We start from the raw sequence: 26204 nt of genomic DNA on the forward strand, positions 1-26204 counted from the left end.
GCGTCTGATCCTGAAAAAAGAGGCCACGGCGGACGACATTCGCCATGGCAACGGCATGCCGGAACTCGACATCAGCGAGACTACGCCACGCTTCGAAGACGCGTTTATCGATCTGCAGGGCGGTGCCGCAACCTCTGAATCGCCGCTGGGCGCCATTTTGCATACCGTAGAGGGAACGCCAGGCGAAACGGTGATTGAAGCGAAAGCGCTGACCAAGAAATTCGGCGATTTTGCCGCCACTGACCACGTTGATTTTGCCGTCCAGCGCGGAGAAATTTTTGGCCTGCTGGGCCCCAACGGCGCGGGAAAATCGACAACCTTTAAAATGATGTGCGGCCTGCTGGTGCCCACGTCCGGGAAAGCATTGGTGTTGGACATGGATCTGAAGGTCAGCTCCGGCAAAGCTCGCCAGCATCTTGGCTATATGGCGCAAAAGTTCTCGCTCTACGGCAACCTGACGGTGGAGCAAAACCTGCGCTTTTTCTCCGGCGTTTATGGTCTGCGGGGACGCGCGCAGAACGAAAAAATCGCCCGCATGAGCGAGGCGTTTGGTCTGAAGAGCATCGCTTCGCATGCCACCGACGAACTGCCGCTGGGCTTTAAGCAACGTCTGGCGCTGGCCTGTTCGCTGATGCATGAACCGGACATTCTGTTTCTTGACGAGCCCACTTCTGGTGTCGATCCCCTCACCCGCCGCGAGTTCTGGCTGCATATCAACAGCATGGTGGAAAAAGGCGTGACGGTGATGGTGACGACCCACTTTATGGACGAAGCGGAATACTGCGACCGCATCGGACTGGTCTATCGCGGGAAACTGATTGCCAGCGGTACGCCGGACGATCTGAAAGCGCAGGCCGCCGATGACGACACGCCGGACCCGACCATGGAGCAGGCTTTTATCCGGTTAATTAACGACTGGGATAAGGAGCATGCCAATGCGTAACCGCCTTCTCTCCTGGCGTCGCGTACGGGCGCTGTGCGTCAAAGAGACGCGGCAGATTGTCCGCGATCCCAGTAGCTGGCTGATCGCCGTGGTGATCCCACTGCTGCTGCTGTTTATTTTTGGCTACGGCATTAACCTTGACTCCAGCAAGTTGCGGGTGGGGATCCTGCTTGAGCAGCAAAGCGAAGAGGCGCTGGACTTTACCCATGCGATGACCGGTTCACCGTACATCGACGCCACCATCAGCGATAACCGCCAGGCGCTGATTGAAAAGATGCAGGCCGGACGTATTCGCGGTCTGGTGGTCATTCCGGTCGATTTCGCCCAGCAGATGGCGCGCGCCAACGACACCGCACCCATTCAGGTAATCACCGACGGTAGTGAACCCAATACCGCCAACTTCGTGCAGGGCTATGTGGAAGGGATCTGGCAAATCTGGCAGATGCAGCGAGCGGAAGATCGCGGAAAAACGTTTGAACCACTGATTGAGGTGCAAACCCGCTACTGGTTTAACCCGGCGGCAATCAGCCAGCATTTTATTATCCCGGGCGCAGTGACCATCATCATGACGGTGATCGGCGCGATCCTCACCTCGCTGGTGGTGGCGCGCGAATGGGAACGCGGGACCATGGAAGCGTTGCTCTCCACGGAAGTGACGCGCGCAGAACTGCTGCTGTGCAAGCTCATCCCCTACTACTTCCTCGGCATGCTGGCGATGCTGCTGTGTATGCTGGTGTCGGTGTTTATTCTCGGCGTCCCGTATCGCGGATCGCTTCTGCTGCTGTTTTTCATCACCAGCCTGTTTTTGCTCAGCACGCTGGGGATGGGACTTCTGATCTCCACCATCACCCGCAACCAGTTTAATGCCGCCCAAGTGGCGCTTAACGCCGCCTTTTTGCCGTCGATTATGCTGTCAGGCTTTATTTTTCAAATAGACAGTATGCCTGCGGTGATCCGCGCGGTGACCTATATTATTCCGGCGCGCTACTTCGTCAGCACCCTGCAAAGCCTGTTTCTCGCCGGTAATATCCCGGTGGTGCTGGTGGTCAACGTGCTGTTTTTGATCGCCTCAGCGGTGATGTTTATTGGCCTGACGTGGCTGAAAACCAAACGTCGGCTGGATTAGGGAGACGCGTATGTTTCATCGCTTATGGACGTTAATCCGCAAAGAATTGCAGTCGCTGCTGCGCGAGCCGCAGACCCGTGCGATTTTAATTTTGCCGGTTCTGATTCAGGTGCTTTTGTTTCCCTTTGCTGCAACGCTGGAAGTGACTAACGCCACCATCGCCATCTATAACGAAGACAACGGCAAGCATTCGGTGGAGCTGACCCAGCGCTTTGCCCGTGCTAAAGCCTTTACCCACATCCTGCTACTGAAAAGCCCGCAGGAAATTCAGCCCACAATCGATACGCAAAAAGCGCTGCTGCTGGTGCGCTTTCCGGCGGATTTCTCGCGCAATCTGGATACCTTTCAGTCTGCGCCCATGCAGTTAATACTTGATGGTCGTAACTCGAACAGCGCGCAGATCGCCGCCAACTATCTCCAGCAAATCGTGAAGAACTATCAGCAGGAGTTGATGGAGGGCAAGCCGAAGCCGAACAACAGCGAGCTGGTGGTGCGCAACTGGTACAACCCTAACCTCGACTACAAATGGTTTGTGGTGCCGTCACTGATCGCGATGATCACCACCATTGGCGTGATGATCGTCACCTCGCTGTCCGTCGCGCGCGAGCGCGAACAGGGCACGCTGGATCAGCTGTTGGTCTCCCCGCTCACCACCTGGCAAATATTTATCGGTAAAGCGGTTCCTGCACTGATTGTCGCCACCGGCCAGGCCTCTATCGTGCTGGCAATCGGTATCTGGGCGTATCAGATCCCGTTTGCCGGGTCGCTGGCGCTGTTTTACTTCACGATGGTGATTTACGGGCTGTCGCTGGTGGGATTTGGCCTGTTGATCTCCTCACTCTGCTCCACGCAGCAGCAAGCGTTTATCGGCGTATTCGTCTTTATGATGCCGGCGATTTTACTGTCGGGCTACGTCTCTCCGGTCGAGAACATGCCGGTATGGTTACAGAATCTGACATGGATAAACCCGATCCGTCATTTCACGGATATCACCAAACAGATCTATTTGAAAGATGCGAGTTTGCAGATTGTCTGGGGAAGCTTGTGGCCGCTACTGGTGATAGCGGCCACGACGGGATCAGCGGCGTATGCGATGTTTAGACGCAAAATCATGTAACTTTTTGTCTTTCGCCAGCAGCGAAACCACTGCGGGTCCGGCCAGGATTGCCAGTCCCGCTAACGCCAACAAGACGTTGTTTTGTAAAACCCGGGACAGCAGCCACAACGCAATCAGCGCCGCGCCGAAATACCAGGTGGTGGTGAGTTCTTCCAGCACGTCGGCGACTTCGCGCCAGTGCTGCTCGTGATGACGCTGTAACGCCAGCATCAGTAATACGGTCACGCCATACACTACACATAATCCCAGGCCGACGTGCACCAGCGTGCCACTCATCCAGCCTAAGACCAACAACGCCACGACCAGTAAATGCAACATAATCTGCCAGCAACTTAACCCCGTTGCGACACGAACTCGTTGTTGCCACCTCATGGCTTTTCTCCTGAAGGATTTTTCTCTAATGACTCAGAGTACCGCACTTTACGGAAAATTCCGTAACACCGCACCTTTTTGTGACGACGACTACACTATTTCAATCAGAAGAGTGACGCCAACAGGAGAAAAATGACTCAATCGACACGAAATTTTTCATTCACCGTGCTCACCATCAATACGCATAAAGGCTTTACCGCCTTTAACAAGCGCTTCATTTTACCGGAACTGCGTGATGCCGTTCGTACGGTTGGCGCCGACATTGTCTGCCTGCAGGAGGTGATGGGCGCGCACGAAGTGCATCCGCTGCACGTCGAAAACTGGCCGGATACCACGCACTACGAATTTCTCGCCGACACGATGTGGAGTGACTACGCTTACGGGCGTAACGCCGTCTACCCGCAAGGGCATCATGGCAACGCGGTGCTGTCACGCTATCCTATTGAACATTATGAAAATCGTGATGTTTCGGTCGGCAGCAGTGAAAAGCGCGGCGTGCTCTATTGCCGTATTGTGCCGCCGCAACTCGGGAAACCGATTCATGTGATGAGTGTTCACCTCGGCCTGCGTGAAACTCACCGGCAGGCGCAACTTACCCTGCTGACAGACTGGGTCAACGCCCTGCCCGACGGTGAACCGGTGGTGGTGGCCGGTGATTTCAACGACTGGCGGCAAAAGGCAAACCATTCCTTAAAAGCCGCCGGCCTGGAGGAAATTTTCACCCGCGCCCGCGGCCGCCCGGCACGGACCTTTCCTGTCAGCCTGCCGCTGCTGCGCCTTGATCGTATTTACGTGAAAAATGCCAATGCCAGTTCGCCGACAGCGCTACCGCTGCGCAACTGGCGGCATCTCTCTGACCATGCCCCCCTTAGCGCGGAGATCCATCTATGAAATGTGGCTGGCGTGAAGGTAATCAGATCCAGTTACTGGAAAACGGCGACCAGTATTATCCCGCTGTGTTTGCGGCAATAGCCGATGCGCAGCAAAGAATTATTCTCGAAACTTTCATCTGGTTTGAAGATGAGGTAGGAAAACAGCTTCATGCGGCTCTGCTGGCCGCAGCAAAACGCGGCGTGAAGGCGGAAGTGTTGCTGGACGGCTACGGCTCACCGGACCTGAGCGATGCATTCGTTGGCGAACTGACCTCGGCAGGCGTGGTGTTTCGTTATTACGATCCGCGTCCCCGGATCTTTGGTATGCGCACCAACGTCTTTCGCCGTATGCATCGCAAGATTGTGGTGATAGACGACCGGGTGGCGTTTATCGGCGGGATCAACTATTCCGACGAACATATGTCCGACTATGGCCCGGAAGCCAAGCAGGACTACGCGGTGCGCGTGGAAGGACCTGTCGTCGCCGATATACTGCAGTTTGAAGTGGAAAACCTTCCCGGGCAGAGTGCAGTACGCCGCTGGTGGCGCCGTCATCACCGTGCTGAAGAGAACCGCCAGCCCGGCGAGGCGCAGGCGCTGTTCGTCTGGCGCGACAACGACGAGCACCGCGACGATATCGAACGTCACTACCTGAAAATGCTCACCCAGGCACGGCGGGAAGTGATTATCGCCAACGCCTACTTCTTTCCCGGTTACCGGTTACTGCACGCCATGCGCAAAGCCGCCCGCCGCGGCGTGCGCGTCAAACTGATCGTGCAGGGGGAGCCGGATATGCCAATTGTGAAGGTCGGAGCCCGTCTGCTGTACAACTATCTGGTGAAAGGCGATGTCCAGGTTTACGAATATCGCCGCAAGCCACTGCATGGCAAAGTGGCGCTGATGGATGACCACTGGGCGACGGTCGGCTCCAGCAATCTCGACCCGCTCAGCCTGTCGCTTAATCTGGAAGCCAACCTGATCGTTCACGATCGCCAGTTCAACCAGACGCTGCGCGACAACCTCAACGCGATCATTGCCGAAGACTGTAAGCAGGTCGATGAGTCGATGCTGCCGAGACGCACCTGGTGGAACCTGACCAAAAGCGTGCTGGCGTTCCACTTCTTACGTCACTTCCCGGCGCTGGTCGGCTGGCTTCCGGCGCATACTCCCCATCTCGCGCAGGTGGATCCGCCAGCCCAGCCCGAGATGGAAACGCAGGATCGGGTAGAAGTACAGAACACAGGAGCCAAACCCTGATGGCAAAATCACATCCGCGCTGGCGGCTGGCAAAAAAGATCCTCACCTGGCTGTTTTTTATCGCCGTGATTGTGCTGCTGGTGGTCTACGCCAAAAAGGTGAACTGGGAAGACGTCTGGACGGTGATCCGCGACTACAACCGGGTTGCGTTGCTGAGCGCCGTCGGGCTGGTGATCCTCAGCTATCTGCTCTATGGCTGCTATGACCTGTTGGGCCGCGCCTATTGCGGTCACAAGCTGGCAAAGCGGCAAGTGATGCTGGTGTCGTTTATTTGCTATGCCTTTAACCTGACGCTCAGTACCTGGGTCGGCGGCATCGGTATGCGCTACCGGCTCTATTCCCGCCTCGGCCTGCCGGGTGGCACCATCACCCGTATCTTCTCTCTTAGCATCACCACCAACTGGCTGGGCTATATTTTGCTTGGCGGGATCATCTTCACCTTTGGCGTGGTGCAACTGCCTGCCCACTGGTATATCGACGAGGGCACGCTGCGTATTCTCGGCGTGGTGCTGCTGTTAATCATCGCTATTTATCTGTGGTTCTGCGCTTTCGCAAAACACCGTCATATGACGATAAAAGGGCAGAAACTGGTGCTACCGTCGTGGAAATTTGCGCTGGCCCAGATGGCTATCTCCAGCGCCAACTGGATGGTGATGGGGGCGATTATCTGGTTGCTGCTGGGCCAGGAGGTGAATTATTTCTTCGTGCTGGGCGTGCTGCTGGTCAGCAGTATCGCGGGAGTGATTGTCCACATTCCGGCGGGAATTGGCGTTCTGGAAGCGGTGTTTATCGCGCTGCTGGCGGGGGAAGACACGTCGCAAGGCGCGATTATTGCCGCCCTGCTCGCCTACCGCGTGCTGTATTACTTTATTCCCTTATTGCTGGCGCTGATCTGCTATCTGGTGCTGGAGAGTCGGGCGAAGAAGCTGCGGGCGAAGAACGAGAAGGCGATGGCGAAGTAATACCTCGTCACCGCCCTCGGCATCATTTCGTAGGCCGGATAAGGCGTAGCCGCCATCCGGCACAACGAACTCAACGGCGATTGCCTAAAATACGCAGCAGCATCAGGAACAGGTTGATAAAGTCCAGATACAGCGTCAGCGCACCGAGAATCGAATATTTACGCAGGTTAGAACTGTCGCGCACATCGATTTGCTCGCCAATGTTCTTCAGCTTCTGGGTGTCATAGGCGGTCAGCCCAACAAACACCACCACGCCAATATAGGTCACCGCCCACATCAGCGCCTCGCTTTTCAGCCAGAAGTTCACCAGTGAGGCCAGGATGATGCCAATCAGCGCCATAAACAGCATGTTGCCCCAGCCGTTCAGATCGCGCTTCGTGGTGTATCCCCACAGGCTCATCACTCCAAACATCCCGCCGGTCACCACGAAGGTGCTGGCGATGGAGGAGTAGGTGTAGACGATAAAAATACTGGAAAGTGTGAGCCCGGTTAGCGCCGAATAGAGCATAAACAGCGTCGTCGCCATACCTGCACTGAGTTTATGCACCAACCCAGACAGCACAAAGACCAGCGCCAGTTGGGCGATGATTAAACCGAAGAACGTAATTTTGCTGGAAAAAACGAACATCATGACGGCTGGCGTATTCGCCGCATACCACGCAATAAACGCGGTAAGCAGCAACCCGACCGTCATCCAGCCGTATACCTGCGCCATATAGGTTTGCAGGCCTGAACGCGCCTGCACGATTGATTCGGATCGTGGAAATCGGTCCATGATAATCTCCTGATTGAAAGTGACCACTCTGGATAAGCGTATCACAATTTCGTGCTACCAGCGTTTAGCCGCCTGCCGATCGCTGTCACGGGCTTCCACCCAGCGCTCGCCTTCCGGCGTGGCTTCACGCTTCCAGAACGGCGCACGCGTCTTTAGATAGTCCATGATGAACTGACCGGCCTCAAACGCACTGCTGCGGTGCGAACTGGTGACGCCAACAAAGACGATTTCATCGCCCGGCCACAGTTCGCCAATCCGGTGAATCACCGTGATGCGTCCCAGCGGCCAGCGCGCCCGCGCCTCATCGACAATCTCCGCCAACGCTTTTTCCGTCATCCCCGGATAGTGCTCCAGCGTCAGCGCCTTCACGCTGTCGCCGAGATTATGGTTGCGCACTTTACCAGTAAAGGTCACCACCGCACCGTCTTCGTCGCGTGCCGCCAGCCAGGGATACTCGTCCCCCACGCTGAACGGCGCAGGCCCGACCACAATTTTCGTTTCAGCCATCTCAGCCTCCCGTCACCGGGGGAAAGAAAGCCACTTCATCACCCGCCGTCAGCGGATGATCAAAGCTCACCAGCGTCTGGTTTACCGCCGCCAGCAGTTTGCCGTCTTCCAGCGCCAGCGCCCAACGGTTGCTGTTAGTCGCCAGATGCTGACGCAGCGCTTCCACTGTCGGGAAATCTGTCGCGACGTCCAGCGTATCCGTACCAACCAGTTCGCGAACCTGAGCAAAGAACAAAACCTTAATCATTCGAATCCGCCTTAAAATCGCCAGACTTGCCGCCGCTTTTCGCCAGCAGGCGCACCGGGCCAATCACCATGTCTTTTTGCACCGCTTTGCACATGTCGTAAATGGTCAACGCGGCGACGGACGCCGCCGTTAGCGCTTCCATTTCCACCCCGGTTTTGCCGGTAAGACGACACAACGATTCAACACGGACACGGTTGTGTTCCGGCTGTGCCTGGAGCTGGACTTCCACTTTGCTCAACAGCAACGGATGGCACAGCGGGATGAGCTCCCAGGTGCGCTTTGCTGCCTGAATCCCGGCGATACGCGCGGTGGCGAACACATCGCCCTTATGGTGGCTGCCGTCGATAATCATGGCCAGCGTTTCGCTGCGCATGGTGACAAAGGCTTCGGCGCGCGCTTCGCGCACGGTCTCCGCTTTTGTGGAGACATCCACCATGTGCGCTTCACCGGCGGCGTTTATGTGAGTCAGTTGCGACATACTTATTATTTCTTCAGATGTGGGTGAAAATTACAAGGACGCGTACGGGCATCAAGCTGCGGCGCGATGATATTGTCCCACGCCGTGCGGCAGGCTTTGGTAGAACCCGGCATCGCAAAAATTAGCGTTTTGTTGGCCACGCCCGCCACTGCGCGCGACTGCAGCGTGGCCGTGCCGATCTCTTCAAATGACAGCATACGAAACACTTCACCAAAGCCTTCCACTTCGCGATCAAACAGCGGCAACAGCGCTTCCGGTGCCTGGTCGCCTTCAGTCAGGCCCGTGCCGCCGGTGATCAACACCACCTGCACCTCATCACTGGCAATCCATGCTGACACCTGCGCGCGAATGGCGTAGCGGTTCTCTTTGACAATTGCTTTATCGATAACCTGATGTCCCGCTTCCTGCGCGGAATCCCGCAGAAAATGACCAGAGGTATCGTCCTCTTCGCCACGGCGATTCGATACCGTCAGAATAGCAATGCGGGTCGGGATAAATTCAGCGCTTACCTGACTCATGGAATACTCCTTGTTCAAGCGGCGTTAACCGCCGATGTATGAGAGGTTCTGGGTAATACCGGTGTTGTTCTGGTGCAGGAAATGGGTCTGCTTTTTCTCACGCAACGCAAGCGAGATACGCGCTTCGAGCGCGTCTTGTTGCCCATCGTCTTCCAGCAAATCACGCAGGCTGACGCCACCCTCGCCGAACAGGCAGAGATGAAGTTTACCCACGGAGGAGACGCGCAGACGGTTGCAGGTGGCGCAGAAATCTTTTTCGTACGGCATGATGAGGCCGATTTCACCCTCATAATCGGGGTGGCAGAACACCTGCGCCGGGCCGTCGCTGCGCTGGCGTAGCTGGTGGATCCAGCCGCGGCGCAACAGTTCGTCACGCAGCACCTGACCGGAGATGTGGTGTTTACGGAACAGTTCGCTGCCCTCACCCGTCTCCATCAGTTCAATGAAACGCAGTTGAATGGGGCGCGTCTGGATCCAGCCAAGAAAAGTATCGAGCTGATGATGATTCACATCGCGCATTAGCACGGTGTTGACTTTAACTTTTGCAAAACCGGCATCAAACGCGGCGTCGATGCCCGCCATCACCTGCTGGAATTTATCCTGCCCGGTAATCGCGTGGAACTGACGCGCATCAAGGCTATCAACGCTGACGTTAATGCCGGTCAAACCCGCATCGCGCCAGTGGGCGGCATCACGCGCCAGACGGTAGCCGTTGGTGGTCACCGCCAGTTGACGAATCGCCTCGTTTTCACGCACGGCGGCAATGATGTCGGTAAAATCACGACGCAGAGAAGGTTCGCCACCGGTCAGGCGCACTTTTTCGGTGCCCAGGTTAGCAAAGGCGCGAGTCACCCGACGAATTTCATCGACGGAGAGAAAACCTTTATTGGTGACGCCGCCGGGCTTGTAGCCATCCGGCAGACAGTATGTGCAACGAAAGTTACACACATCGGTAATCGACAGACGCAAATAGTAAAACTTGCGCGCGAAAGCATCGGTCAGTTGTGTGGCCATGTACACCTTTCCAAATACGGGAGGCGAAGTCATTTCTTCCTGCGCCCTGGTGGCAATGCGTTTGCGTTGTCACGGCCAAAGCACCGTATCATTTGACCCAGGTGCAGAGGCTAGAGTGTTAACTGTGGTTATGGCGATACTAGCGTGTAAACGAACATAATGCTATTTACACTTAACGATGTATAATCATATATATAGCGCCATGATCGTGCCATTTCGTTACAGAATAAGCAAAAATAGCACTTTTGCATTGATGTACATCATTTCGCTGTCAGGCATTCGCCCCCCTAAAGGAGTAGTGCGGCAGAATTTATTTTCTCAACTTGCCGTTAGCGAATTGCTGAAAAGCCCCTGTTTGCGCTACTGTAGCGCGGTAAATCTGACTTCAGGAACTTTTATGCGCAATCGTACGCTGGCTGACCTGGATCGTGTCGTGGCTCTCGGCGGAGGGCATGGATTAGGACGCGTTCTCTCTTCCCTCTCCTCCCTGGGTTCACGCCTCACCGGTATCGTGACCACCACCGATAACGGTGGTTCGACGGGGCGTATTCGCCGCTCGGAAGGGGGAATCGCCTGGGGCGATATGCGCAACTGTCTCAATCAGTTGATTACCGAACCGAGCGTCGCTTCCGCGATGTTTGAATACCGTTTTGGCGGTAATGGCGAACTTTCAGGCCATAACCTCGGAAATCTGATGTTAAAGGCGCTCGACCACCTGAGCGTGCGGCCTCTGGAAGCCATCAACTTAATTCGTAATCTGCTGAAAGTGGACGCACATTTAATCCCCATGTCTGAGCTGCCAGTTGACCTGATGGCGATCGACGATCAGGGGCATGAAGTGTACGGCGAAGTGAATATTGATCAGCTCACCTCGCCCTTGCAGGAACTGATGCTGTCACCGAAGGTCCCCACCACCCGGGAAGCGGTGCAGGCGATTAACGATGCCGACCTGATTATTATCGGTCCGGGCAGTTTTTACACCAGCCTGATGCCAATCCTGCTGCTGGAGGATCTCGCACAGGCGCTGCGCCGTACGCAGGCGCCGATGGTCTACATCGGCAATCTGGGCCGGGAATTGAGCATCCCCGCCGCAAGCCTGACGCTTATCGATAAGCTAACCATTATGGAGCAGTATGTCGGCAAAAGAGTCGTTGATGCGGTTATCGTGGGGCCGAAGGTGGATGTCTCTGCGGTCAGCGACCGGGTGGTGATTCAGGAAGTGCTGGAGGCCAGCGATATTCCCTATCGCCATGACCGCCAGTTATTGCACAGCGCGCTGGAGAAAGCCGTACAGGCGCTGCGGTAAAGGGTTTATTGCCTGATGGCGCTACGTTCACCAGGCCTGCTTATCTACTCTGCAAACTACCAGTGAACAGGCCGGATAAGGTGGTTACACCGCCATCCGGCAATCTCTCACGACGCAGCAATAAACAGTTCACGCAGCTGATGCAGTTGATCGCGGATCTGCGCGGCCTCTTCGAATTCCAGGTTCTGCGCATGCTGCATCATCTGCCCTTCGAGCTCGTGAATCTTCTGTTGCAGCGCTTTTGGCGTCATGTCCAGTTCCACCACATCCGATTGCGCTGCGGAACGCGATTTGCCTCGGCCCTTCGCTTTGGTTTTCGCAATGTTCTGCCCCAGCGCCAGAATATCGACCACTTTTTTATTCAGGCCCTGCGGAGTAATGCCGTGTTCTTCATTGTACTGCTGCTGTTTCTCGCGACGACGCTCGGTTTCGCCAATCGCCTTCGCCATTGAGGCCGTAATTTTGTCACCGTAAAGAATCGCCTTCCCGTTGATGTTACGCGCCGCACGACCGATGGTCTGTATCAGCGAACGTTCGGAACGCAGGAACCCTTCCTTGTCGGCGTCGAGAATCGCCACCAGCGACACCTCAGGCATATCGAGACCTTCGCGCAACAGGTTGATCCCCACCAGCACATCAAACTCGCCCAGACGCAGGTCACGAATGATCTCCATACGCTCGACGGTATCGATGTCCGAGTGCAGGTAACGCACCCGCTCGCCGTGTTCTTCCAGATACTCGGTGAGATCTTCCGCCATACGCTTAGTAAGCGTGGTTACCAGCACGCGCTCGTTGATCTCTGCGCGCTTGCGGATTTCAGAGAGCAGATCGTCCACCTGCGTTGCCACCGGACGCACTTCTATGACCGGATCCAGCAACCCTGTCGGACGCACCACTTGATCAACCACTTCGCCGCCCGATTTCTCCAGCTCGTAATTGCCCGGCGTCGCAGACACATATATGGTCTGTGGTGCCAGCGCTTCAAACTCTTCGAACTTTAACGGACGGTTATCCAGCGCCGATGGCAGACGGAAACCGTACTCCACCAGCGTCTCTTTACGCGCCCGATCGCCACGATACATCCCGCCAATCTGCGGGATGGTGACGTGGGATTCATCCACTACCAGCAAACCGTCAGCGGGCAGATAGTCAAACAGGGTCGGCGGCGGCTCACCCGGCCCGCGTCCTGACAGAAAGCGCGAGTAGTTTTCGATCCCCGAGCAGTAACCCAGCTCGTTCATCATCTCCAGATCAAACTGGGTACGCTGACTCAGGCGTTGCTCTTCCAGCAGTTTGTCGTTGGCGAGCAGGATTTTGCGACGTTCAGCCAGTTCGACTTTGATCTCTTCCATCGCCTGCACAATACGCTCACGGGGGGTCACGTAGTGCGTTTTGGGGTAGATGGTGTAGCGCGAAATAGTGGATTCCACCTGCCCGGTCAGCGGGTCAAACAGCGACAGACGCTCCACCTCTTCATCAAACAGCTCCACACGCAGCGCGATGTCGTCAGACTCCGCCGGGAAAATGTCGATCACCTCACCGCGCACGCGGAAAGTCCCGCGCTGGAACGCCTGATCGTTACGGGTATATTGCAGTTCAGCCAGTCGCCGCAGAATGGCGCGCTGATCGATAATCATGCCCACCGTCAGGTGCAGCATCATCTTCAGATATAAATCGGGATCGCCCAGACCATAGATGGCAGAAACGGAGGCCACGACGATCACGTCACGACGCTCCAGCAACGCTTTGGTGGCCGACAGACGCATCTGCTCGATGTGTTCATTCACCGAGGCATCTTTTTCGATGAAGGTGTCTGAGCTGGGAACATACGCTTCCGGCTGATAGTAGTCGTAGTAGGAGACGAAATACTCGACGGCGTTATCCGGGAAAAACTCTTTCATTTCACCATACAGCTGCGCCGCCAGCGTTTTGTTGGGTGCCAGCACCATCGTCGGTCGCTGCAAATCCGCGATCACATTCGCAATGGTGAACGTTTTCCCCGACCCCGTTACGCCAAGTAGCGTCTGATGCGCCAGGCCGTCCTCCAGTCCCTCTTCCAGACGGCGTATCGCCTCAGGCTGATCGCCGGAAGGTTTAAATGCGGAATTCAGTTTGAACGGTTTACTCATGAGCAGCTACCTGAAGGAATGAGCGGGCAGGTGTGTAATTTTACTCGCAGACGATAATATTGCCAGTAAAATATACTGGATGAAAAAACAGTAACGCCTCATAAAATTTGTGTTACGCATGATAAAAGCGGATCGGAGATGGCTATAATTTCACCGCTGGCAAGATATTACACTATGAAGCGGGTTTATCCCCAGACCATTGACTTCGTTAACATTGTCAAGATGTGTGATGAAAGTTTTATTGCATTCAATGACCACAATATGACAGCCATTGATTTTATCTAACGCGCTGTAAATTAAAGGATATTTTATAAAGACGCCTTTCGCACCAATTCGGCTGGAAGCCGCGTATTCTCTCGCTTGCCTTGTGTTTTCTAACTCTAATACACAAGGTTATCCACAGGAATGGTGGATAACTGCCTGCAGGCCATATGGTCTGCCGCCTGGCAAATTCCCGGTCCAACCTACCAGGCAGCACATAAAAAAAAATTATCGCTAAATTTTGATTTTTATCAGCTAAAGAAGTGCCCCTGGCAGGCGAGATCTTGCTCGCAATTTCGCCTTTTACTCACCCGCGAGTAAAGCGAGATCCAGATATTGTCCTGTGGCCGCATTTTCGGCTCCCGCCGCCAGCCACGGGATTTCGCCTAACAATGGCGCAGGGATGACCCGTTTAAGCGTCGCCAAATACTCATGATGGCGTTTTCCCGGCGGCGTGACGTCATTCGCCACCCACCCGACAAGCGGAAGTCCTGCCTGCTGTACCGCCTGCGCGGTCAGCATCGCATGGTTTATACACCCCAGCTTCACGCCGACGACCAGGACCACCGGCAGGCGCTCGATCTGCACCCAATCAGCGAAGGTAAAATCCTCCGCAAGCGGGGTAAACCAGCCGCCAGCACCTTCCACCAGCAGCCACTCAGCCTGCGCGTCCAGCGCGCGCAGGCCGTCTGACATCACATCAGCACGAATTGGCCTTCCCTCATCAGCGCTGATGATATGCGGCGAGGTGGGTTCCGCGAAGGTGTAAGGATTCACCGCCGCGTAGTCCAGCGCCAGACTGCTATTGCGCTGAAGCGCCAGGGCGTCGCTGTTGCGCAGTCCCTCTGGCGTCATGTCACTACCTGATGCGACAGGTTTATACCCGGCCGTCCGATAACCCAGACTGCGCGCCGCCTGGAGCAGCGCACAACTGGCGACGGTTTTACCGACCTCCGTATCGGTACCGGTGACAAAATAACGTTTAGTCACGTGTAATCACTCCTGCAAAAAGATGGTAGGTCAGCAGATATTTCCCCTGCCGCTGCGGCCAGGCCAGTTGAAGCTGCTGCAACTGTGAGCGGGTTAAGACGCGCGGCTCGCGCCCCTCGTGTAAATGGGTCGCGCCGATGCCTTTCAGTGAGCGCATAGCGCTCAGGGCGTCATCAAACTCCAGCGTCAGGGAGATTGATTGATGATGCCCCTGCCAGCCGTGCATCGCTTCACACAGCGCCTCGCGGGATAAAAACCGGTTGCCGTGCGCCCGCCCATCCACCGCGCGCCAGGCCTGATGAAGCTCCGGTAGCGAATCCTGGGCCAGCGTGGTGAAGGCCACGCAGCCACCGGGGCGCACGACCCGATACAGTTCGCTCAGCGCCTGATGCAGACTGTTACACCATTGCACGGCCAGATTGCTCCAGGCCAGGTCAAACGTTGCGCTGGCTAACGGCAGTGACTCAATGTCGCCGGTGAGATAGTGATGCGCCACGTCCTGGCGACGTGCCTCGTCCAGCATGCGGGCAGAGAGATCCAGCGCGATGACCTGACTCCCCAGCTCGCGCCAGTAGCGACTCAAACGCCCCGGCCCGCAGCCGGCATCCAGTACCTGTAAAAATGGGCGTTCCGGCAGTTGCGCCAGCAACGCGTCGGCGCTCAGGCGCTGCAATGTGGCGTGCTGCTCATAGTGCGCTGCCGCACGACCAAACGCCGCCGCGATTGCCTGTTTATTTACCTGCCCCATGCAGCACCTCCAGCAATCGGTCGATATCCTCAGGCTCATGCGCCTGAGTTAAGGTCAGTCGCAGACGGGCTGTCCCGGCGGGCACGGTCGGAGGACGGATCGCCGTGACCCAACATCCCTGACGACGTAAGGTGTCCGCCAGCTGTAACGCGCGCGCATTTTCGCCGACAATCAGCGGCTGGATGGCGCTGTGCGACTGCGCCAGCATGAAATCGGGATGGATGAGAGCCGAGCGGAAGCGCTGGATCAGCGCAGTCAGTTTCTCCCTTCGTGCGTCACCTTCCTGGCTGCGAATCACCGAAAGTGACGCCTGTAACGCCATCGCCTGCGCGGGCGGCATGCTGGTGCTGTAAATCAGATGACGGGCGAACTGCAGCAGATAGTCGGCAACGCTTTCAGAGCACAGAATCGCCGCACCGCTGACGCCAAAGCCTTTGCCGAATGTTACGACCAATAACTCCGGTTTTACCCGCTGCTGCCAGCAGCTCCCGCGCCCCTCTTCTCCACTGACGCCAATGCCGTGGGCATCATCCACCAGCAGCCAGGCATCACGCGCCTGTGCAGCCTGCTGAATGTCCACAAGCGGCGCATTGTCGCCATCCATGCTGAACACGCCTTCGGTCACCACCAGTTGTCGCCCGGAACAGGGGGCGTCAAGCAGGCGCGTGAGATGCGAGGCGTCGTTATGGGTAAAACGGCGAAGCTGCGCCGGGCAAAGACTGGCCGCTTCCAGCAGCGAAGCATGGCTGAGACGGTCAGCGACAATCCGGTCATCCTTTTCCATCAGCGCGGTAATCACCGCCTGGTTTGCGGCGAAACCGGAAATAAACAGTAACGCGCGCGGATAGCCCAGCCAGTCGGCCAGTTCCTCTTCCAGTTGCTGATGGGCAATGGAATAACCGCTGACGTGGCCCGATCCGCCGCTGCCGACGCCAAACCGCTCCGCCCCCTGCTGCCAGGCGCGAAGGATATGTGGATGATGACTCAACCCCAGATAATCATTGCTGGAAAAATTGAGATAGCGCCGGTCATTCGTCTCCAGCCAGCGACCGGCTCCCTGCGCTACCGCATAACGTCGGCGCAACGTATCCGCCGAACGACGCGCCGCCAGCGCATCGTCGATTTTGTGTTGCCAGGTCATACGGCAGCCGCGTTGTAGTAATCGTCAGTATCCGGTGTCAGCAGCGCCTGCTCCAGACGCGCACGCTGCTCGTTATCCCCGGCGAGCACCACCGTTTGCTGCGGATTCAGCCCCAGCTTATGGAAAAGCTGAAGATCTTTGTCCTCTGCCGGGTTTGGCGTGGTGAGCAGTTTGCAGCCGTAGAAAATAGAGTTGGCGCCAGCCATAAAGCACATGGCCTGCGTTTGTTCATTCATCTGCTCGCGACCGGCAGACAGGCGCACATACGAGGTCGGCATCATGATGCGCGCCACGGCAATGGTGCGAATAAAATCAAATGCGTCGACGTCATCGTTATCTGCCAGCGGTGTACCTTTCACTTTCACCAGCATGTTGATCGGCACACTTTCCGGCGGGGTCGGCAGGTTTGCCAGTTGCAGGAGCAGCCCGGCGCGATCGGTCACCGTTTCGCCCAGGCCGACGATGCCGCCGGAACAGACTTTGATCCCGGCCTCGCGTACTTTGTCCAGCGTGTCGAGTCGCTCCTGGTAGGAACGGGTGGTGATGATGTTGCCGTAAAATTCCGGCGAGGTGTCGAGGTTGTGGTTGTAATAGTCCAGCCCCGCCTCCGCCAGCCGTTGCGCCTGTGATTCATCGAGTGTGCCAAGCGTCATGCAGGCTTCCAGTCCCAGCGCTTTCACCCCCTGAACCATCTGCTGCAAATATGGCATGTCGCGCTCGTGCGGGTTCTTCCACGCCGCCCCCATGCAGAAACGAGTGGAACCGGCGTTCTTCGCCTGGCGCGCCGACTCCAGCACCTGCTCAACTTCCATTAGCCGCTCAGCTTCAAGGCCGGTTTTATAACGCGAACTTTGCGGACAATATTTGCAGTCTTCCGGGCAGGCGCCGGTTTTGATCGACAACAGCGTGCTGACCTGCACCTGACGAGGATCGAAATGCTGACGGTGGATTTGCTGCGCCTCGAACAGCAGATCCAGCAGCGGTTTTTCAAATAATTCGGTGACTTGCGACAGCGTCCAGCGAGAATGAGTGGTCATAATTTTATACGTTTTGTGGTGATAAGGGTGTAGACTTGTAAACCTAAATCTTTTTAATTTGGTTTACAAGTCGATTATGACAACGGACGATCTCACGTTTGATCAGCGCCACATCTGGCACCCCTACACCTCTATGACCTCCCCGCTACCGGTCTATCCTGTTGAACGGGCCGAGGGCTGCGAACTGATTTTATCCAGCGGTGAACGCCTGATTGATGGCATGTCGTCGTGGTGGGCCGCGATTCACGGCTACAACCATCCGCAGCTCAATGCGGCGATGAAAACGCAGATTGACGCCATGTCGCATGTGATGTTTGGCGGGATCACGCATGCCCCCGCCGTCAACCTGTGCCGTAAACTGGTCGCCATGACGCCCGCGTCGCTGGAATGCGTGTTCCTCGCCGATTCCGGTTCCGTCGCGGTGGAAGTGGCGATGAAAATGGCGCTGCAATACTGGCAGGCCAAAGGGGAATCCCGTCAGCGCTTCCTGACGTTCCGTAACGGCTATCACGGCGATACCTTCGGCGCGATGTCGGTCTGCGATCCAGATAACTCCATGCACAGCCTGTGGAAGGGCTATCTGCCGGAAAACCTGTTTGCCCCTGCGCCGCAAAGTCGAATGGACGGCGAGTGGGATGAGCGCGATATGGTGGCCTTCGCGCGCCTGATGGCCGCACATCGTCATGACATTGCGGCAGTGATTCTCGAGCCGATTGTTCAGGGCGCGGGCGGAATGCGGATGTACCATCCGGAGTGGCTGCGCCGTATCCGCAAAATGTGCGACCGTGAAAGCATTCTGCTGATTGCGGATGAAATCGCCACCGGATTTGGCCGCACGGGCAAACTGTTTGCCTGCGAACACGCCGGGATCGCGCCCGACATTCTGTGTCTGGGAAAAGCGCTGACCGGCGGAACGATGACCCTTTCCGCCACCCTGACCACCCGCCAGGTGGCGGAAACCATCAGCAACGGCGAGGCGGGCTGTTTTATGCATGGTCCGACGTTTATGGGCAATCCGCTGGCTTGCGCGGTGGCGACCGCCAGCCTGTCACTACTCGAATCCGGCGACTGGCAGGCGCAGGTCTCGTCCATTGAAGCCCAGTTACGCCAGGAACTCACCCCGGCGCAGACATCGCCATGGGTGGCTGATGTCCGCGTGCTGGGGGCGATTGGCGTGGTGGAGACGACGCATCCGGTTAATATGGCGGCCCTGCAGAAATTCTTTGTGCGACAGGGTGTGTGGATCCGCCCGTTTGGCAAACTCATCTACCTGATGCCGCCGTATCTCATCCAGCCAGAGCAACTGCGCCGCCTGACGCAGGCCGTGAACGACGCTGTGCGCGACGAAACATTTTTTAACGGGTAACTGGCGGTAAGCTGTGCGGTTTCTGGCTACACTTTTTGGCGAGAATTAAGGAGAGTGCATGAAAGTAATCAGCAACGATTTTCGCGACGGGGAAAAACTCCCCCTCCGCCATGTCTTTAACGGTATGGGTTATGAAGGGGATAATATTTCCCCGCATCTGGCCTGGGATGAAGTGCCTGCCGGAACGAAGAGTTTCGTGGTGACCTGTTTCGACCCCGATGCACCGACCGGCTCTGGCTGGTGGCACTGGGTGGTGGCTAATTTACCGGCCGATACCCGTGTTCTTACCCAGGGCTATGGCTCCGGGCTGGTCGCTGTGCCAGACGGCGTTATCCAGACACGAACCGATTTCGGTAAAGCGGGCTATGGCGGCGCGGCGCCGCCAAAAGGCGAAACCCACCGCTATATCTTTACCGTTCACGCGCTGGATGTGGACAGGATTGACGTCGATGAAGGTGCCAGCGGGGCGATGGTCGGATTTAACGTCCATTTCCACTCGCTTGCCAGCGCCTCAATTACCGCGATGTTCAGTTGATCGCTGTTGTGCCGGATGACGACGCTCACGCGGCTTATCCGGCCTGCGGGAGGGATTCACAGGCCGGATAAGCGTTAGCGCCATCCGGCGCGGTTCAAAGAAATTCCGGCACGAACTGCAGCAACGCCCCCTGTGCAAGCAATTCTGTCGCACGCTTAATATCCGGGGCGAAGAAGCGGTCCTGGGTGTAATGCGCAACCTGCTCACGTAATACCGTTCGCGCCTGCTCCAGCAGCGGGCTTGACGTTAATCCTTCACGCAAATCGATCCCCTGACACGCGGCCAGCCATTCGACGGCCAGCACGCCGCGAGTATTCGCCGCCATTTCCCACAACCTGCGCCCTGCCGCCGGTGCCATCGAGACATGATCTTCCTGATTCGCCGACGTTGGCAGGCTGTCCACGCTGTGCGGATGCGCCAGCGCTTTGTTCTCGCTGGCAAGCGCCGCCGCCGTCACCTGGGCAATCATAAAGCCGGAGTTCACGCCCCCGTTTTTAACCAGGAAAGGCGGCAACTGCGACATATGCTTATCCATCATCAGCGCAATACGGCGTTCGGACAACGCGCCAATTTCAGCAATCGCCAGCGCCAGATTATCTGCCGCCATCGCCACCGGTTCAGCATGGAAATTACCGCCTGAGATAACGTCTCCCTGCTCAGCAAAAACCAGCGGATTATCGGAGACCGCATTGGCTTCCGCCAGCAGTACGTCCATCACCTGACGCATCTGTGTCAGACATGCGCCCATCACCTGCGGCTGACAGCGCAGAGAATACGGGTCCTGCACCTTTTCGCAATTGTGGTGCGACTGAGACAGCGCGCTGGTCTCCGTCAATACATGGCGATACAGCGCCGCCGCGTCGATCTGTCCACGCTGCCCCCGCGCGGCGTGAATACGCGCATCAAACGGACGGCGAGACCCTAACACCGCTTCGGTGGTTAACGATCCGCACATGACAGCCGACGCGAACAGCTCTTGTGCTTCAAACAGTCCGCGTAACGCAAACGCCGTCGATGCCTGTGTGCCGTTAAGTAACGCCAGCCCTTCTTTCGCTGCCAGCGTAATCGGCTCCAGGCCGGCTTTTTTTAACGCTTCCGTCGCCGGTAACCATTCCCCCTGCCAATGCGCCTTTCCTTCCCCCAGCAGCGTGAGCGACATATGGGCCAGCGGCGCTAGATCACCGGAGGCGCCTACCGATCCTTTCGCCGGGATGTGCGGCCAGACTTCGGCGTTCACCAGCGCAATCAGCGCCTCTATCACGCTAAGACGAATACCAGAAAAGCCGCGCGCAAGGCTGTTTATCTTCAGCACCATGATCAGGCGCACCAGTGCGTCATCTAAGGCATCACCCACGCCTGCCGCATGCGACAGCACCAGCGAACGTTGCAGGTTTTGCAGATCCTCATTGGCGATGCGCGTCTGCGCCAGCAGACCAAAGCCGGTGTTAATGCCGTAGGCCGTGCGGCCCTCAGCGACAATGGTGTTGACGCAGGCCACGCTGGCGTTAATGCCGTCAATAGCGCTGGCGTCGAGGCGCAGTTTAACCGGCTGCTGCCAGACTTCGCGTAGTTGTGAAAAACTCAGATGGCCCGGCGTTAAGGTCATGGTATTCATATCAGCGTTTCCCCTGCGTTGCCGCAACCATCGGCAGATTCAGCCCTTGTTCCACAGCGCACGCCACGGCAATATCGTAGCCCGCATCCGCATGACGCATTACGCCGGTCGCCGGATCGTTATGCAAAACCCGGGCAATGCGCTCGGCGGCTTCATCGCTACCGTCACAGACAATGACCATCCCGGCATGCTGTGAGAAGCCCATTCCCACACCGCCGCCGTGATGCAGCGATACCCAGGTCGCCCCGCTGGCCGTGTTGAGTAGCGCATTGAGCAGCGGCCAGTCGGAGACGGCGTCAGAACCATCGCGCATCGCTTCGGTTTCTCGGTTGGGGCTGGCGACAGAGCCAGAATCCAGGTGGTCGCGACCGATCACAATTGGCGCAGACACTTCCCCCTTGCGCACCATTTCGTTGAATGCCAGACCCAGTTTTTGCCGCCATTCGAGCCCCACCCAGCAGATACGCGCTGGCAGCCCCTGAAAATTAATGCGCTCCCGCGCCATGTCCAGCCAGCGGTGGAGATGTTCGTCATCCGCCACGATCGCTTTCACTTTGGCGTCGGTTTTATAAATATCCTGCGGATCGCCGGAAAGCGCCACCCAGCGAAACGGCCCAATGCCGCGGCAGAACAGCGGGCGAATATAGGCCGGTACGAAGCCAGGAAAGGCGAAAGCGTTTTCCACGCCCATCTCTTTAGCCATCTGACGAATGTTGTTGCCGTAATCGAACGTCGGTACGCCCATGTCGTTGAACGCCAGCATCGCCTCCACGTGTTTTGCCATCGAGCGCTTCGCTGCCTCTACCGTACCCTGTGGATCGGCGAGCGCTTTTTGCTGATAGGTTTCCCAGTCCCAGCCGGAAGGCAGATAACCGTGCAGCGGGTCATGAGCGCTGGTCTGGTCGGTAACCATGTCCGGACGCACACCGCGCTTCACCAGTTCGGGCACCACATCCGCCGCATTGGCGCACAGAGCAATCGATACGGCTTGACCTTCGCGGGTGTATTTTTCGATACGCGCCAGCGCATCATCAAGAGATGTCGCCTGTTCATCGACATAACGAGTGCGCAGACGAAAATCGATACGACTCTGCTGACATTCAATGTTCAGGGAACAGGCGCCTGCCAGCGTCGCCGCCAGTGGCTGCGCGCCGCCCATGCCGCCGAGCCCGGCGGTTAACACCCAACGCCCGCGCAGGTCGCCGTCGTAGTGCTGCCGTCCCGCTTCAACAAATGTTTCATAAGTGCCCTGCACAATTCCCTGACTGCCGATATAGATCCAGCTTCCGGCCGTCATCTGTCCGTACATCGCCAACCCTTTCGCATCCAGTTCATTGAAATGCTCCCAGGTCGCCCAGTGCGGAACAAGGTTGGAGTTGGCAATGAGCACACGCGGGGCGTTCTGATGGGTTCTGAACACGCCTACCGGTTTACCGGACTGGACCAGCAGCGTTTCGTCCTCTTCCAGTTGGGTCAAGGCGTTGACAATCGCGTCATAGCATTCCCAGTTCCGGGCCGCGCGGCCTATACCGCCGTACACCACCAGCTCATGTGGGTTCTCGGCGACGTCGGGGTCCAGGTTGTTCATTAACATGCGCAATGGCGCTTCGGTCAGCCAGGATTTGGCCGTCAGCGTTGTCCCTCGCGGGGCGCGGATATCTTGCTGACGAAACTTGCTATGAGACATAACAACGACTCCTCACGGACATGCCGGAAAAGGTTTATCCGGCAAAGGGAATGATCGGGTGTGAGGTAAATATATACTTGTCTATACAAGACATAACAAGGCACAATTTAACAAATAAGATACATTTTTGTTATATTGCGTCAGCAATCACGCTTTCAGTCCGCGTGCGTCAGGAGGAGAAGTGGCCCTGCAAGCGGTAACGAGAGCCTGGAAAGAGCAACCGCGCGTGAGAAACGATCTGCGAGGCGGACCAGGTGGTACGACGAATGAGCAGGCAAGGATCGGTCTCGCCGATGTCGAGTAACGCACACTCTTGCGTCGTGGCGCGCACCGCTTCAACAATGTGCTCCCCTTCCGTCAGCGGGGCAATCAGCGACAAATATGCATGCGGCGTGGTCTGGCTGTAATCCTGCGCCAGATATTCCGGCACAATGTCGGCATTCACACAGCGATCTTCAATCTGTACCGGCTGGTCGTTTTCAAAATGTACCATCACAGAATGAAAAATCGGCGTACCTTCCGTCACCTTCAGCGCCGCTGCCTGCCGCGCATTGGCCGGTTTCTTTTCCAGAATCAGCACCTCGCAGTGATGCCGATGCGCCCGTGCGGCAATTTCGTCGGCAATACTGCGAATTTCAAACAGCGCGGACTGGCCTTTCGGCTCCGCGACAAAGGTTCCCACCCCCTGCAGGCGCACCAGCACCCCTTCGTCAGTCAGTTCACGCAGCGCCCGGTTGATGGTCATCCGGCTGAAGCCGTACTGCGCCACCAGCTCCGCTTCCGACGGAATACGATCGTGCGGCTGCCAGACGCCGCTGGCGATCTTTTCGCTAATCTCGCGTTTAACCGTCTCATAAAACGGCGCGGGAGCAGAACGAGGCCGAGAAAGTGTCATGGGAATGTTTACCTTATCAATCGATTACTGCCACCAGTGGGCGATTTGCCAGCCAAGCCGCGCCGCCACGCGTGCCGACCTGCCATCATTATCAAAGCGCGGATTAAATTCAACCACATCCACCGCCTGGAGCTTACCGCTGCGGCAAACAGGTTCAATCAATTTCAGCAGGGTCGCCAACGGTACGCCCAGCGCCGCAGGCGCCGATACGGCTGGCATCTCTCCAACGGGCAGGACGTCGAGATCGACAGTCAGATAGAGTTTATCCACCTCGCTGATAAACGCCGCCAGCTGAGCGTGGGCGTCATTACACTGCAAATCTTCCACCACCAGCACGTTGCGCTTGTGCGCCTCATCCCACAGCGCCTGGGTGTTTGCCGCCCGGCTAACGCCGATGCACGCATAGCGGAACTCACGCTGCTGCTGGTCGCAAAGCTGCGCCAGTTGACGAAACGGCGTGCCTGAGGTTGCCCGCCCGGCGTTACGCAGATCCAGATGCGCGTCGAGATTAATGATCCCTACCCGCTCGCCAGGGAATGCATCGAAAACGCCCGCCCCATGACCGAATGCCGTTTCGTGCCCGCCGCCAAGAACGAAGGTGCGCATCCCCGCCTGCTGACATTGACAGACCGCATCACGTAGTGCTTGCTGCGCCCCTTCCAGATCCGCTGTCGGGGCCAGCAGATTCCCCATATCCACCAGTCGCTCGTGTCCCGCGTGACTCGCCAGGTTAGCCAGTGCTGAACGCAGCGCGTCCGGCGCACCGGCGGCACCAGGACGCCCATGATTACGCTTGACCCCCTCATCGCAGGCAAAGCCGAGCAGCGCGATCCTGTCGCGGTATCGCTCTGGCGAAAACGTCAGGCTGCGATCGATCGTCTGAAACAGGCGCAGCGCGTTTGCGGCTTCGCCGCTGTCATCTCGCCCCCGCCACAGTTCAGGGGCAGCCGCTTCCCATTGCGTCATGTGATTTGTCCTCGAAATATGCGTAGATACAGCGGGTTGCGCCCAGGCTCATAGAGGATCTCCACCGGGTTTTGCGCATCCCAGACGTTAAAATCGGCAACGTAACCCGCCTTTAGCTGTCCGTGCGTCGCCTGGCGGCCCAGCGCCTGAGCGGCATGACGGGTGACGCCCGCCCATGCCTCTTCCGGCGTCAGTCCGAACTGAACGCAGGCCATGTTCATCGCCAGATGCAAGCTGATAAAGGGACTGGTGCCGGGGTTGAAATCGGTCGCCACCGCCATAGGTATCTGGTAACGGCGCAGCAACTCAACGGGCGGATGCTGCGTCTCTTTAAGGAAATAGAACGCCCCCGGCAGCAGTACGCCAACGGTGCCGCTGTGACGCATCGCGGCCACGCCCGCTTCATCAAGATATTCAATGTGATCCGCAGAAAGCCCATGATAGCGACTGACCAGTTGCGCTCCACCCAGCAGAGACAACTGCTCGACATGCCCTTTGACCGGAATGCCCGTCGCCTGCGCCGCGCGCAATACCCGCTCGCTTTGCGCCAGGGTAAACCCCACGCTCTCACAGAACAGATCGACCGCTTCAAACAGCCCCTTTTCCCATAGCTGCGGCAGTATCGTTTCGCAGACGTGGGTGATATAGCCGTCAGGATTGTCCCGATACTCAACCGGCACGGCATGGGCCGCCAACAGCGTGGGGCTGATTTCGATAAGATTCTCTTCGGCCAGGCGGGCCGCGACGCGCAGCATCTTTTCTTCGGCTGTCGCATTCAGCCCATAGCCGGATTTCACTTCCAGCAGCGTCACGCCCTCGCGCATCAGACGCGCGATCCGCGCCTGAGCAGAGGCAAAAAGCGCCTCCTCCGTCGCGGCACGCGTCGCCGTCACGGTGGCGTTAATCCCGCCGCCCTGCGCACTAATCTGCTGATAAGAAACGCCGTTCAACCGTTGCTCCCACTCGCTGGCGCGATTGCCGCCAAACACCAGATGAGTGTGACAATCAATCAACCCAGGCGTCACCAGACGTCCTTGCAGGTCATGCGTATTGGCATGCGCAGTCGGGAGTGAAGCCTCTGGCACAATCGCCAGCACCCTTCCCTTACGGATAATCAGCGCATGATGGTCCAGCATGCCATACGGTGCCGTCTGCGCCGGATCGAGCGTCGCCAGGCGCAGGTTTCGCCAGAGCGTATCATCAGGTAACAGGGGTTCCATGCTTTCTCCAGCTTGTCTTAGGTTGTATAGACATTTATTTGAGATCGCACGCGGGAAGTCAATCATCCCAGGCAAATATGTTATTTAATTGTGACTTTGACAGTACCCGAATCCGCGAGG

General features: G+C 57.2%; 26 protein-coding genes and 1 riboswitch. Of the genes, 9 read left to right on the top strand and 17 right to left on the bottom strand.

The window, feature by feature from the left end; all coding sequences use genetic code 11:
- From AB7E14_RS00005 to AB7E14_RS00015, 3 genes are all read left to right on the top strand, one after another.
- On the top strand, positions 1-943 hold a 943-nt coding region (locus AB7E14_RS00005), incomplete at its 5' end, for an ABC transporter ATP-binding protein (protein ID WP_428169278.1).
- Positions 936-2069: an ABC transporter permease gene (locus AB7E14_RS00010; protein ID WP_316961872.1), complete on the top strand. Its 1134-nt coding sequence runs from the start codon at positions 936-938 to the stop codon at positions 2067-2069. The genes AB7E14_RS00005 and AB7E14_RS00010, both read left to right, overlap by 8 nt.
- A 10-nt stretch (positions 2070-2079) precedes the next feature.
- Positions 2080-3186: an ABC transporter permease gene (locus AB7E14_RS00015; protein ID WP_043001292.1), complete on the top strand. Its 1107-nt coding sequence runs from the start codon at positions 2080-2082 to the stop codon at positions 3184-3186.
- Here AB7E14_RS00015 and AB7E14_RS00020 read toward each other — a convergent pair.
- Positions 3148-3558, bottom strand: coding sequence for a YbhQ family protein (locus AB7E14_RS00020; protein WP_316961873.1), 411 nt, complete (start codon positions 3556-3558; stop codon positions 3148-3150). The two genes, AB7E14_RS00015 and AB7E14_RS00020, sit on opposite strands and share 39 nt — an antisense overlap.
- A gap of 132 nt (positions 3559-3690) precedes the next feature.
- Between AB7E14_RS00020 and AB7E14_RS00025 the strand changes: the two genes are divergently transcribed.
- From AB7E14_RS00025 to AB7E14_RS00035, 3 genes are read left to right on the top strand one after another with little or no spacing between them, the layout of a single operon-like run.
- On the top strand, positions 3691-4449 hold the full coding sequence (locus AB7E14_RS00025) for an endonuclease/exonuclease/phosphatase family protein (protein ID WP_316961874.1): 759 nt from the start codon (positions 3691-3693) through the stop codon (positions 4447-4449).
- Positions 4446-5687, top strand: a complete 1242-nt coding sequence (gene clsB, locus AB7E14_RS00030; RefSeq protein WP_043001295.1) for a cardiolipin synthase ClsB — start codon at positions 4446-4448, stop codon at positions 5685-5687. Before AB7E14_RS00025 ends, clsB begins: the two co-directional genes overlap by 4 nt.
- Positions 5687-6649, top strand: coding sequence for a lysylphosphatidylglycerol synthase domain-containing protein (locus AB7E14_RS00035; protein WP_043001296.1), 963 nt, complete (start codon positions 5687-5689; stop codon positions 6647-6649). Before clsB ends, AB7E14_RS00035 begins: the two co-directional genes overlap by 1 nt.
- A 70-nt stretch (positions 6650-6719) precedes the next feature.
- On the opposite strand, the gene AB7E14_RS00040 is transcribed toward AB7E14_RS00035, so the two are convergent.
- The 6 genes from AB7E14_RS00040 to moaA all read right to left on the bottom strand — a co-directional run bounded on the left by AB7E14_RS00040 (position 6720) and on the right by moaA (position 10188).
- A complete protein-coding gene (locus AB7E14_RS00040) occupies positions 6720-7424 on the bottom strand; it encodes a Bax inhibitor-1/YccA family protein (RefSeq protein ID WP_316961875.1) in 705 nt (234 codons plus the stop codon).
- A 54-nt stretch (positions 7425-7478) separates the two neighbouring features.
- Positions 7479-7931 (bottom strand): molybdopterin synthase catalytic subunit MoaE, encoded by a 453-nt coding sequence (gene moaE / locus AB7E14_RS00045; protein WP_054176173.1) that lies wholly within the window; start codon positions 7929-7931, stop codon positions 7479-7481.
- 1 nt (position 7932) lies between these two features.
- On the bottom strand, positions 7933-8178 hold the full coding sequence (gene moaD / locus AB7E14_RS00050; RefSeq protein WP_316961876.1) for a molybdopterin synthase sulfur carrier subunit: 246 nt from the start codon (positions 8176-8178) through the stop codon (positions 7933-7935).
- The gene (gene moaC / locus AB7E14_RS00055; RefSeq protein ID WP_044256450.1) at positions 8171-8656 is read right to left on the bottom strand and encodes a cyclic pyranopterin monophosphate synthase MoaC; all 486 of its coding nucleotides are present in this window, start codon (positions 8654-8656) and stop codon (positions 8171-8173) included. The genes moaD and moaC overlap by 8 nt, the downstream gene beginning before the upstream one ends.
- A gap of 5 nt (positions 8657-8661) precedes the next feature.
- Complete coding sequence (gene moaB / locus AB7E14_RS00060) at positions 8662-9174, bottom strand: molybdenum cofactor biosynthesis protein B (RefSeq protein WP_043001301.1); 513 nt, start codon at positions 9172-9174, stop codon at positions 8662-8664.
- Positions 9175-9198: 24 nt separating this feature from the next.
- Positions 9199-10188, bottom strand: a complete 990-nt coding sequence (gene moaA, locus AB7E14_RS00065) for a GTP 3',8-cyclase MoaA (protein WP_043001302.1) — start codon at positions 10186-10188, stop codon at positions 9199-9201.
- Positions 10176-10318, bottom strand: a riboswitch (molybdenum cofactor riboswitch). Its footprint overlaps the gene before it by 13 nt.
- A gap of 267 nt (positions 10319-10585) precedes the next feature.
- On the opposite strand from moaA, the gene yvcK reads away from it, so the two are divergent.
- Positions 10586-11494, top strand: coding sequence for a uridine diphosphate-N-acetylglucosamine-binding protein YvcK (yvcK, locus tag AB7E14_RS00070; protein WP_043001303.1), 909 nt, complete (start codon positions 10586-10588; stop codon positions 11492-11494).
- A gap of 107 nt (positions 11495-11601) precedes the next feature.
- Here the strand turns inward: yvcK and uvrB are convergent, their stop codons facing one another.
- The 5 genes from uvrB to bioB form a co-directional block, all read right to left on the bottom strand.
- Positions 11602-13623, bottom strand: a complete 2022-nt coding sequence (gene uvrB / locus AB7E14_RS00075; protein ID WP_044268002.1) for an excinuclease ABC subunit UvrB — start codon at positions 13621-13623, stop codon at positions 11602-11604.
- A 564-nt stretch (positions 13624-14187) separates the two neighbouring features.
- Positions 14188-14874 carry a dethiobiotin synthase gene (gene bioD / locus AB7E14_RS00080; protein WP_046401466.1) on the bottom strand — a complete coding sequence of 229 codons (687 nt, stop codon included), beginning with the start codon at positions 14872-14874 and terminating at the stop codon, positions 14188-14190.
- Positions 14867-15622, bottom strand: coding sequence for a malonyl-ACP O-methyltransferase BioC (gene bioC / locus AB7E14_RS00085; protein WP_316961877.1), 756 nt, complete (start codon positions 15620-15622; stop codon positions 14867-14869). Before bioC ends, bioD begins: the two co-directional genes overlap by 8 nt.
- Positions 15606-16763: an 8-amino-7-oxononanoate synthase gene (gene bioF / locus AB7E14_RS00090; RefSeq protein WP_428169279.1), complete on the bottom strand. Its 1158-nt coding sequence runs from the start codon at positions 16761-16763 to the stop codon at positions 15606-15608. Before bioF ends, bioC begins: the two co-directional genes overlap by 17 nt.
- Entirely contained in the window at positions 16760-17800 is a 1041-nt protein-coding gene (gene bioB, locus AB7E14_RS00095; protein ID WP_142764947.1) for a biotin synthase BioB, read from the bottom strand. The genes bioF and bioB overlap by 4 nt, the downstream gene beginning before the upstream one ends.
- Before the next feature lie 76 nt (positions 17801-17876).
- Here bioB and bioA point away from each other — a divergent pair, with 76 nt between their 5' ends.
- Positions 17877-19166 (top strand): adenosylmethionine--8-amino-7-oxononanoate transaminase, encoded by a 1290-nt coding sequence (gene bioA, locus AB7E14_RS00100; RefSeq protein WP_316961878.1) that lies wholly within the window; start codon positions 17877-17879, stop codon positions 19164-19166.
- A 58-nt stretch (positions 19167-19224) separates the two neighbouring features.
- Positions 19225-19701: a kinase inhibitor gene (locus AB7E14_RS00105; RefSeq protein WP_043001310.1), complete on the top strand. Its 477-nt coding sequence runs from the start codon at positions 19225-19227 to the stop codon at positions 19699-19701.
- A gap of 94 nt (positions 19702-19795) precedes the next feature.
- Here AB7E14_RS00105 and hutH read toward each other — a convergent pair whose 3' ends face one another.
- The 5 genes from hutH to hutI all read right to left on the bottom strand — a co-directional run bounded on the left by hutH (position 19796) and on the right by hutI (position 26084).
- On the bottom strand, positions 19796-21316 hold the full coding sequence (gene hutH / locus AB7E14_RS00110) for a histidine ammonia-lyase (RefSeq protein WP_316961879.1): 1521 nt from the start codon (positions 21314-21316) through the stop codon (positions 19796-19798).
- A gap of 1 nt (position 21317) precedes the next feature.
- Positions 21318-23003 (bottom strand): urocanate hydratase, encoded by a 1686-nt coding sequence (gene hutU, locus AB7E14_RS00115; protein ID WP_044256469.1) that lies wholly within the window; start codon positions 23001-23003, stop codon positions 21318-21320.
- A 169-nt stretch (positions 23004-23172) separates the two neighbouring features.
- Positions 23173-23898, bottom strand: a complete 726-nt coding sequence (locus AB7E14_RS00120; protein ID WP_046401467.1) for a histidine utilization repressor — start codon at positions 23896-23898, stop codon at positions 23173-23175.
- A 24-nt stretch (positions 23899-23922) separates the two neighbouring features.
- Positions 23923-24864, bottom strand: coding sequence for a formimidoylglutamase (hutG, locus tag AB7E14_RS00125; protein ID WP_316961880.1), 942 nt, complete (start codon positions 24862-24864; stop codon positions 23923-23925).
- The gene (gene hutI / locus AB7E14_RS00130) at positions 24861-26084 is read right to left on the bottom strand and encodes an imidazolonepropionase (RefSeq protein ID WP_316961881.1); all 1224 of its coding nucleotides are present in this window, start codon (positions 26082-26084) and stop codon (positions 24861-24863) included. Before hutI ends, hutG begins: the two co-directional genes overlap by 4 nt.
- Positions 26085-26204 lie beyond the last annotated feature (120 nt).

The sequence above is a fragment of the Citrobacter sp. genome, assembly GCF_050252275.1.
GTDB classification, from domain to species: domain Bacteria; phylum Pseudomonadota; class Gammaproteobacteria; order Enterobacterales; family Enterobacteriaceae; genus Citrobacter_A; species Citrobacter_A amalonaticus.

What these genes read in the sequence shown, in the direction of transcription:
- AB7E14_RS00010 (WP_316961872.1), top strand. Translation starts at nt 936, where the DNA reads ATGCGTAACCGCCTTCTCTCCTGGCGTCGCGTACGGGCGCTGTGCGTC.
- AB7E14_RS00015 (WP_043001292.1), top strand. Translation starts at nt 2,080, where the DNA reads ATGTTTCATCGCTTATGGACGTTAATCCGCAAAGAATTGCAGTCGCTG.
- AB7E14_RS00020 (WP_316961873.1), bottom strand. Translation starts at nt 3,558, where the DNA reads ATGAGGTGGCAACAACGAGTTCGTGTCGCAACGGGGTTAAGTTGCTGG.
- AB7E14_RS00025 (WP_316961874.1), top strand. Translation starts at nt 3,691, where the DNA reads ATGACTCAATCGACACGAAATTTTTCATTCACCGTGCTCACCATCAAT.
- clsB (WP_043001295.1), top strand. Translation starts at nt 4,446, where the DNA reads ATGAAATGTGGCTGGCGTGAAGGTAATCAGATCCAGTTACTGGAAAAC.
- AB7E14_RS00035 (WP_043001296.1), top strand. Translation starts at nt 5,687, where the DNA reads ATGGCAAAATCACATCCGCGCTGGCGGCTGGCAAAAAAGATCCTCACC.
- AB7E14_RS00040 (WP_316961875.1), bottom strand. Translation starts at nt 7,424, where the DNA reads ATGGACCGATTTCCACGATCCGAATCAATCGTGCAGGCGCGTTCAGGC.
- moaE (WP_054176173.1), bottom strand. Translation starts at nt 7,931, where the DNA reads ATGGCTGAAACGAAAATTGTGGTCGGGCCTGCGCCGTTCAGCGTGGGG.
- moaD (WP_316961876.1), bottom strand. Translation starts at nt 8,178, where the DNA reads ATGATTAAGGTTTTGTTCTTTGCTCAGGTTCGCGAACTGGTTGGTACG.
- moaC (WP_044256450.1), bottom strand. Translation starts at nt 8,656, where the DNA reads ATGTCGCAACTGACTCACATAAACGCCGCCGGTGAAGCGCACATGGTG.
- moaB (WP_043001301.1), bottom strand. Translation starts at nt 9,174, where the DNA reads ATGAGTCAGGTAAGCGCTGAATTTATCCCGACCCGCATTGCTATTCTG.
- moaA (WP_043001302.1), bottom strand. Translation starts at nt 10,188, where the DNA reads ATGGCCACACAACTGACCGATGCTTTCGCGCGCAAGTTTTACTATTTG.
- yvcK (WP_043001303.1), top strand. Translation starts at nt 10,586, where the DNA reads ATGCGCAATCGTACGCTGGCTGACCTGGATCGTGTCGTGGCTCTCGGC.
- uvrB (WP_044268002.1), bottom strand. Translation starts at nt 13,623, where the DNA reads ATGAGTAAACCGTTCAAACTGAATTCCGCATTTAAACCTTCCGGCGAT.
- bioC (WP_316961877.1), bottom strand. Translation starts at nt 15,622, where the DNA reads ATGGGGCAGGTAAATAAACAGGCAATCGCGGCGGCGTTTGGTCGTGCG.
- bioF (WP_428169279.1), bottom strand. Translation starts at nt 16,763, where the DNA reads ATGACCTGGCAACACAAAATCGACGATGCGCTGGCGGCGCGTCGTTCG.
- bioB (WP_142764947.1), bottom strand. Translation starts at nt 17,800, where the DNA reads ATGACCACTCATTCTCGCTGGACGCTGTCGCAAGTCACCGAATTATTT.
- bioA (WP_316961878.1), top strand. Translation starts at nt 17,877, where the DNA reads ATGACAACGGACGATCTCACGTTTGATCAGCGCCACATCTGGCACCCC.
- AB7E14_RS00105 (WP_043001310.1), top strand. Translation starts at nt 19,225, where the DNA reads ATGAAAGTAATCAGCAACGATTTTCGCGACGGGGAAAAACTCCCCCTC.
- hutH (WP_316961879.1), bottom strand. Translation starts at nt 21,316, where the DNA reads ATGAATACCATGACCTTAACGCCGGGCCATCTGAGTTTTTCACAACTA.
- hutU (WP_044256469.1), bottom strand. Translation starts at nt 23,003, where the DNA reads ATGTCTCATAGCAAGTTTCGTCAGCAAGATATCCGCGCCCCGCGAGGG.
- AB7E14_RS00120 (WP_046401467.1), bottom strand. Translation starts at nt 23,898, where the DNA reads ATGACACTTTCTCGGCCTCGTTCTGCTCCCGCGCCGTTTTATGAGACG.
- hutG (WP_316961880.1), bottom strand. Translation starts at nt 24,864, where the DNA reads ATGACGCAATGGGAAGCGGCTGCCCCTGAACTGTGGCGGGGGCGAGAT.
- hutI (WP_316961881.1), bottom strand. Translation starts at nt 26,084, where the DNA reads ATGGAACCCCTGTTACCTGATGATACGCTCTGGCGAAACCTGCGCCTG.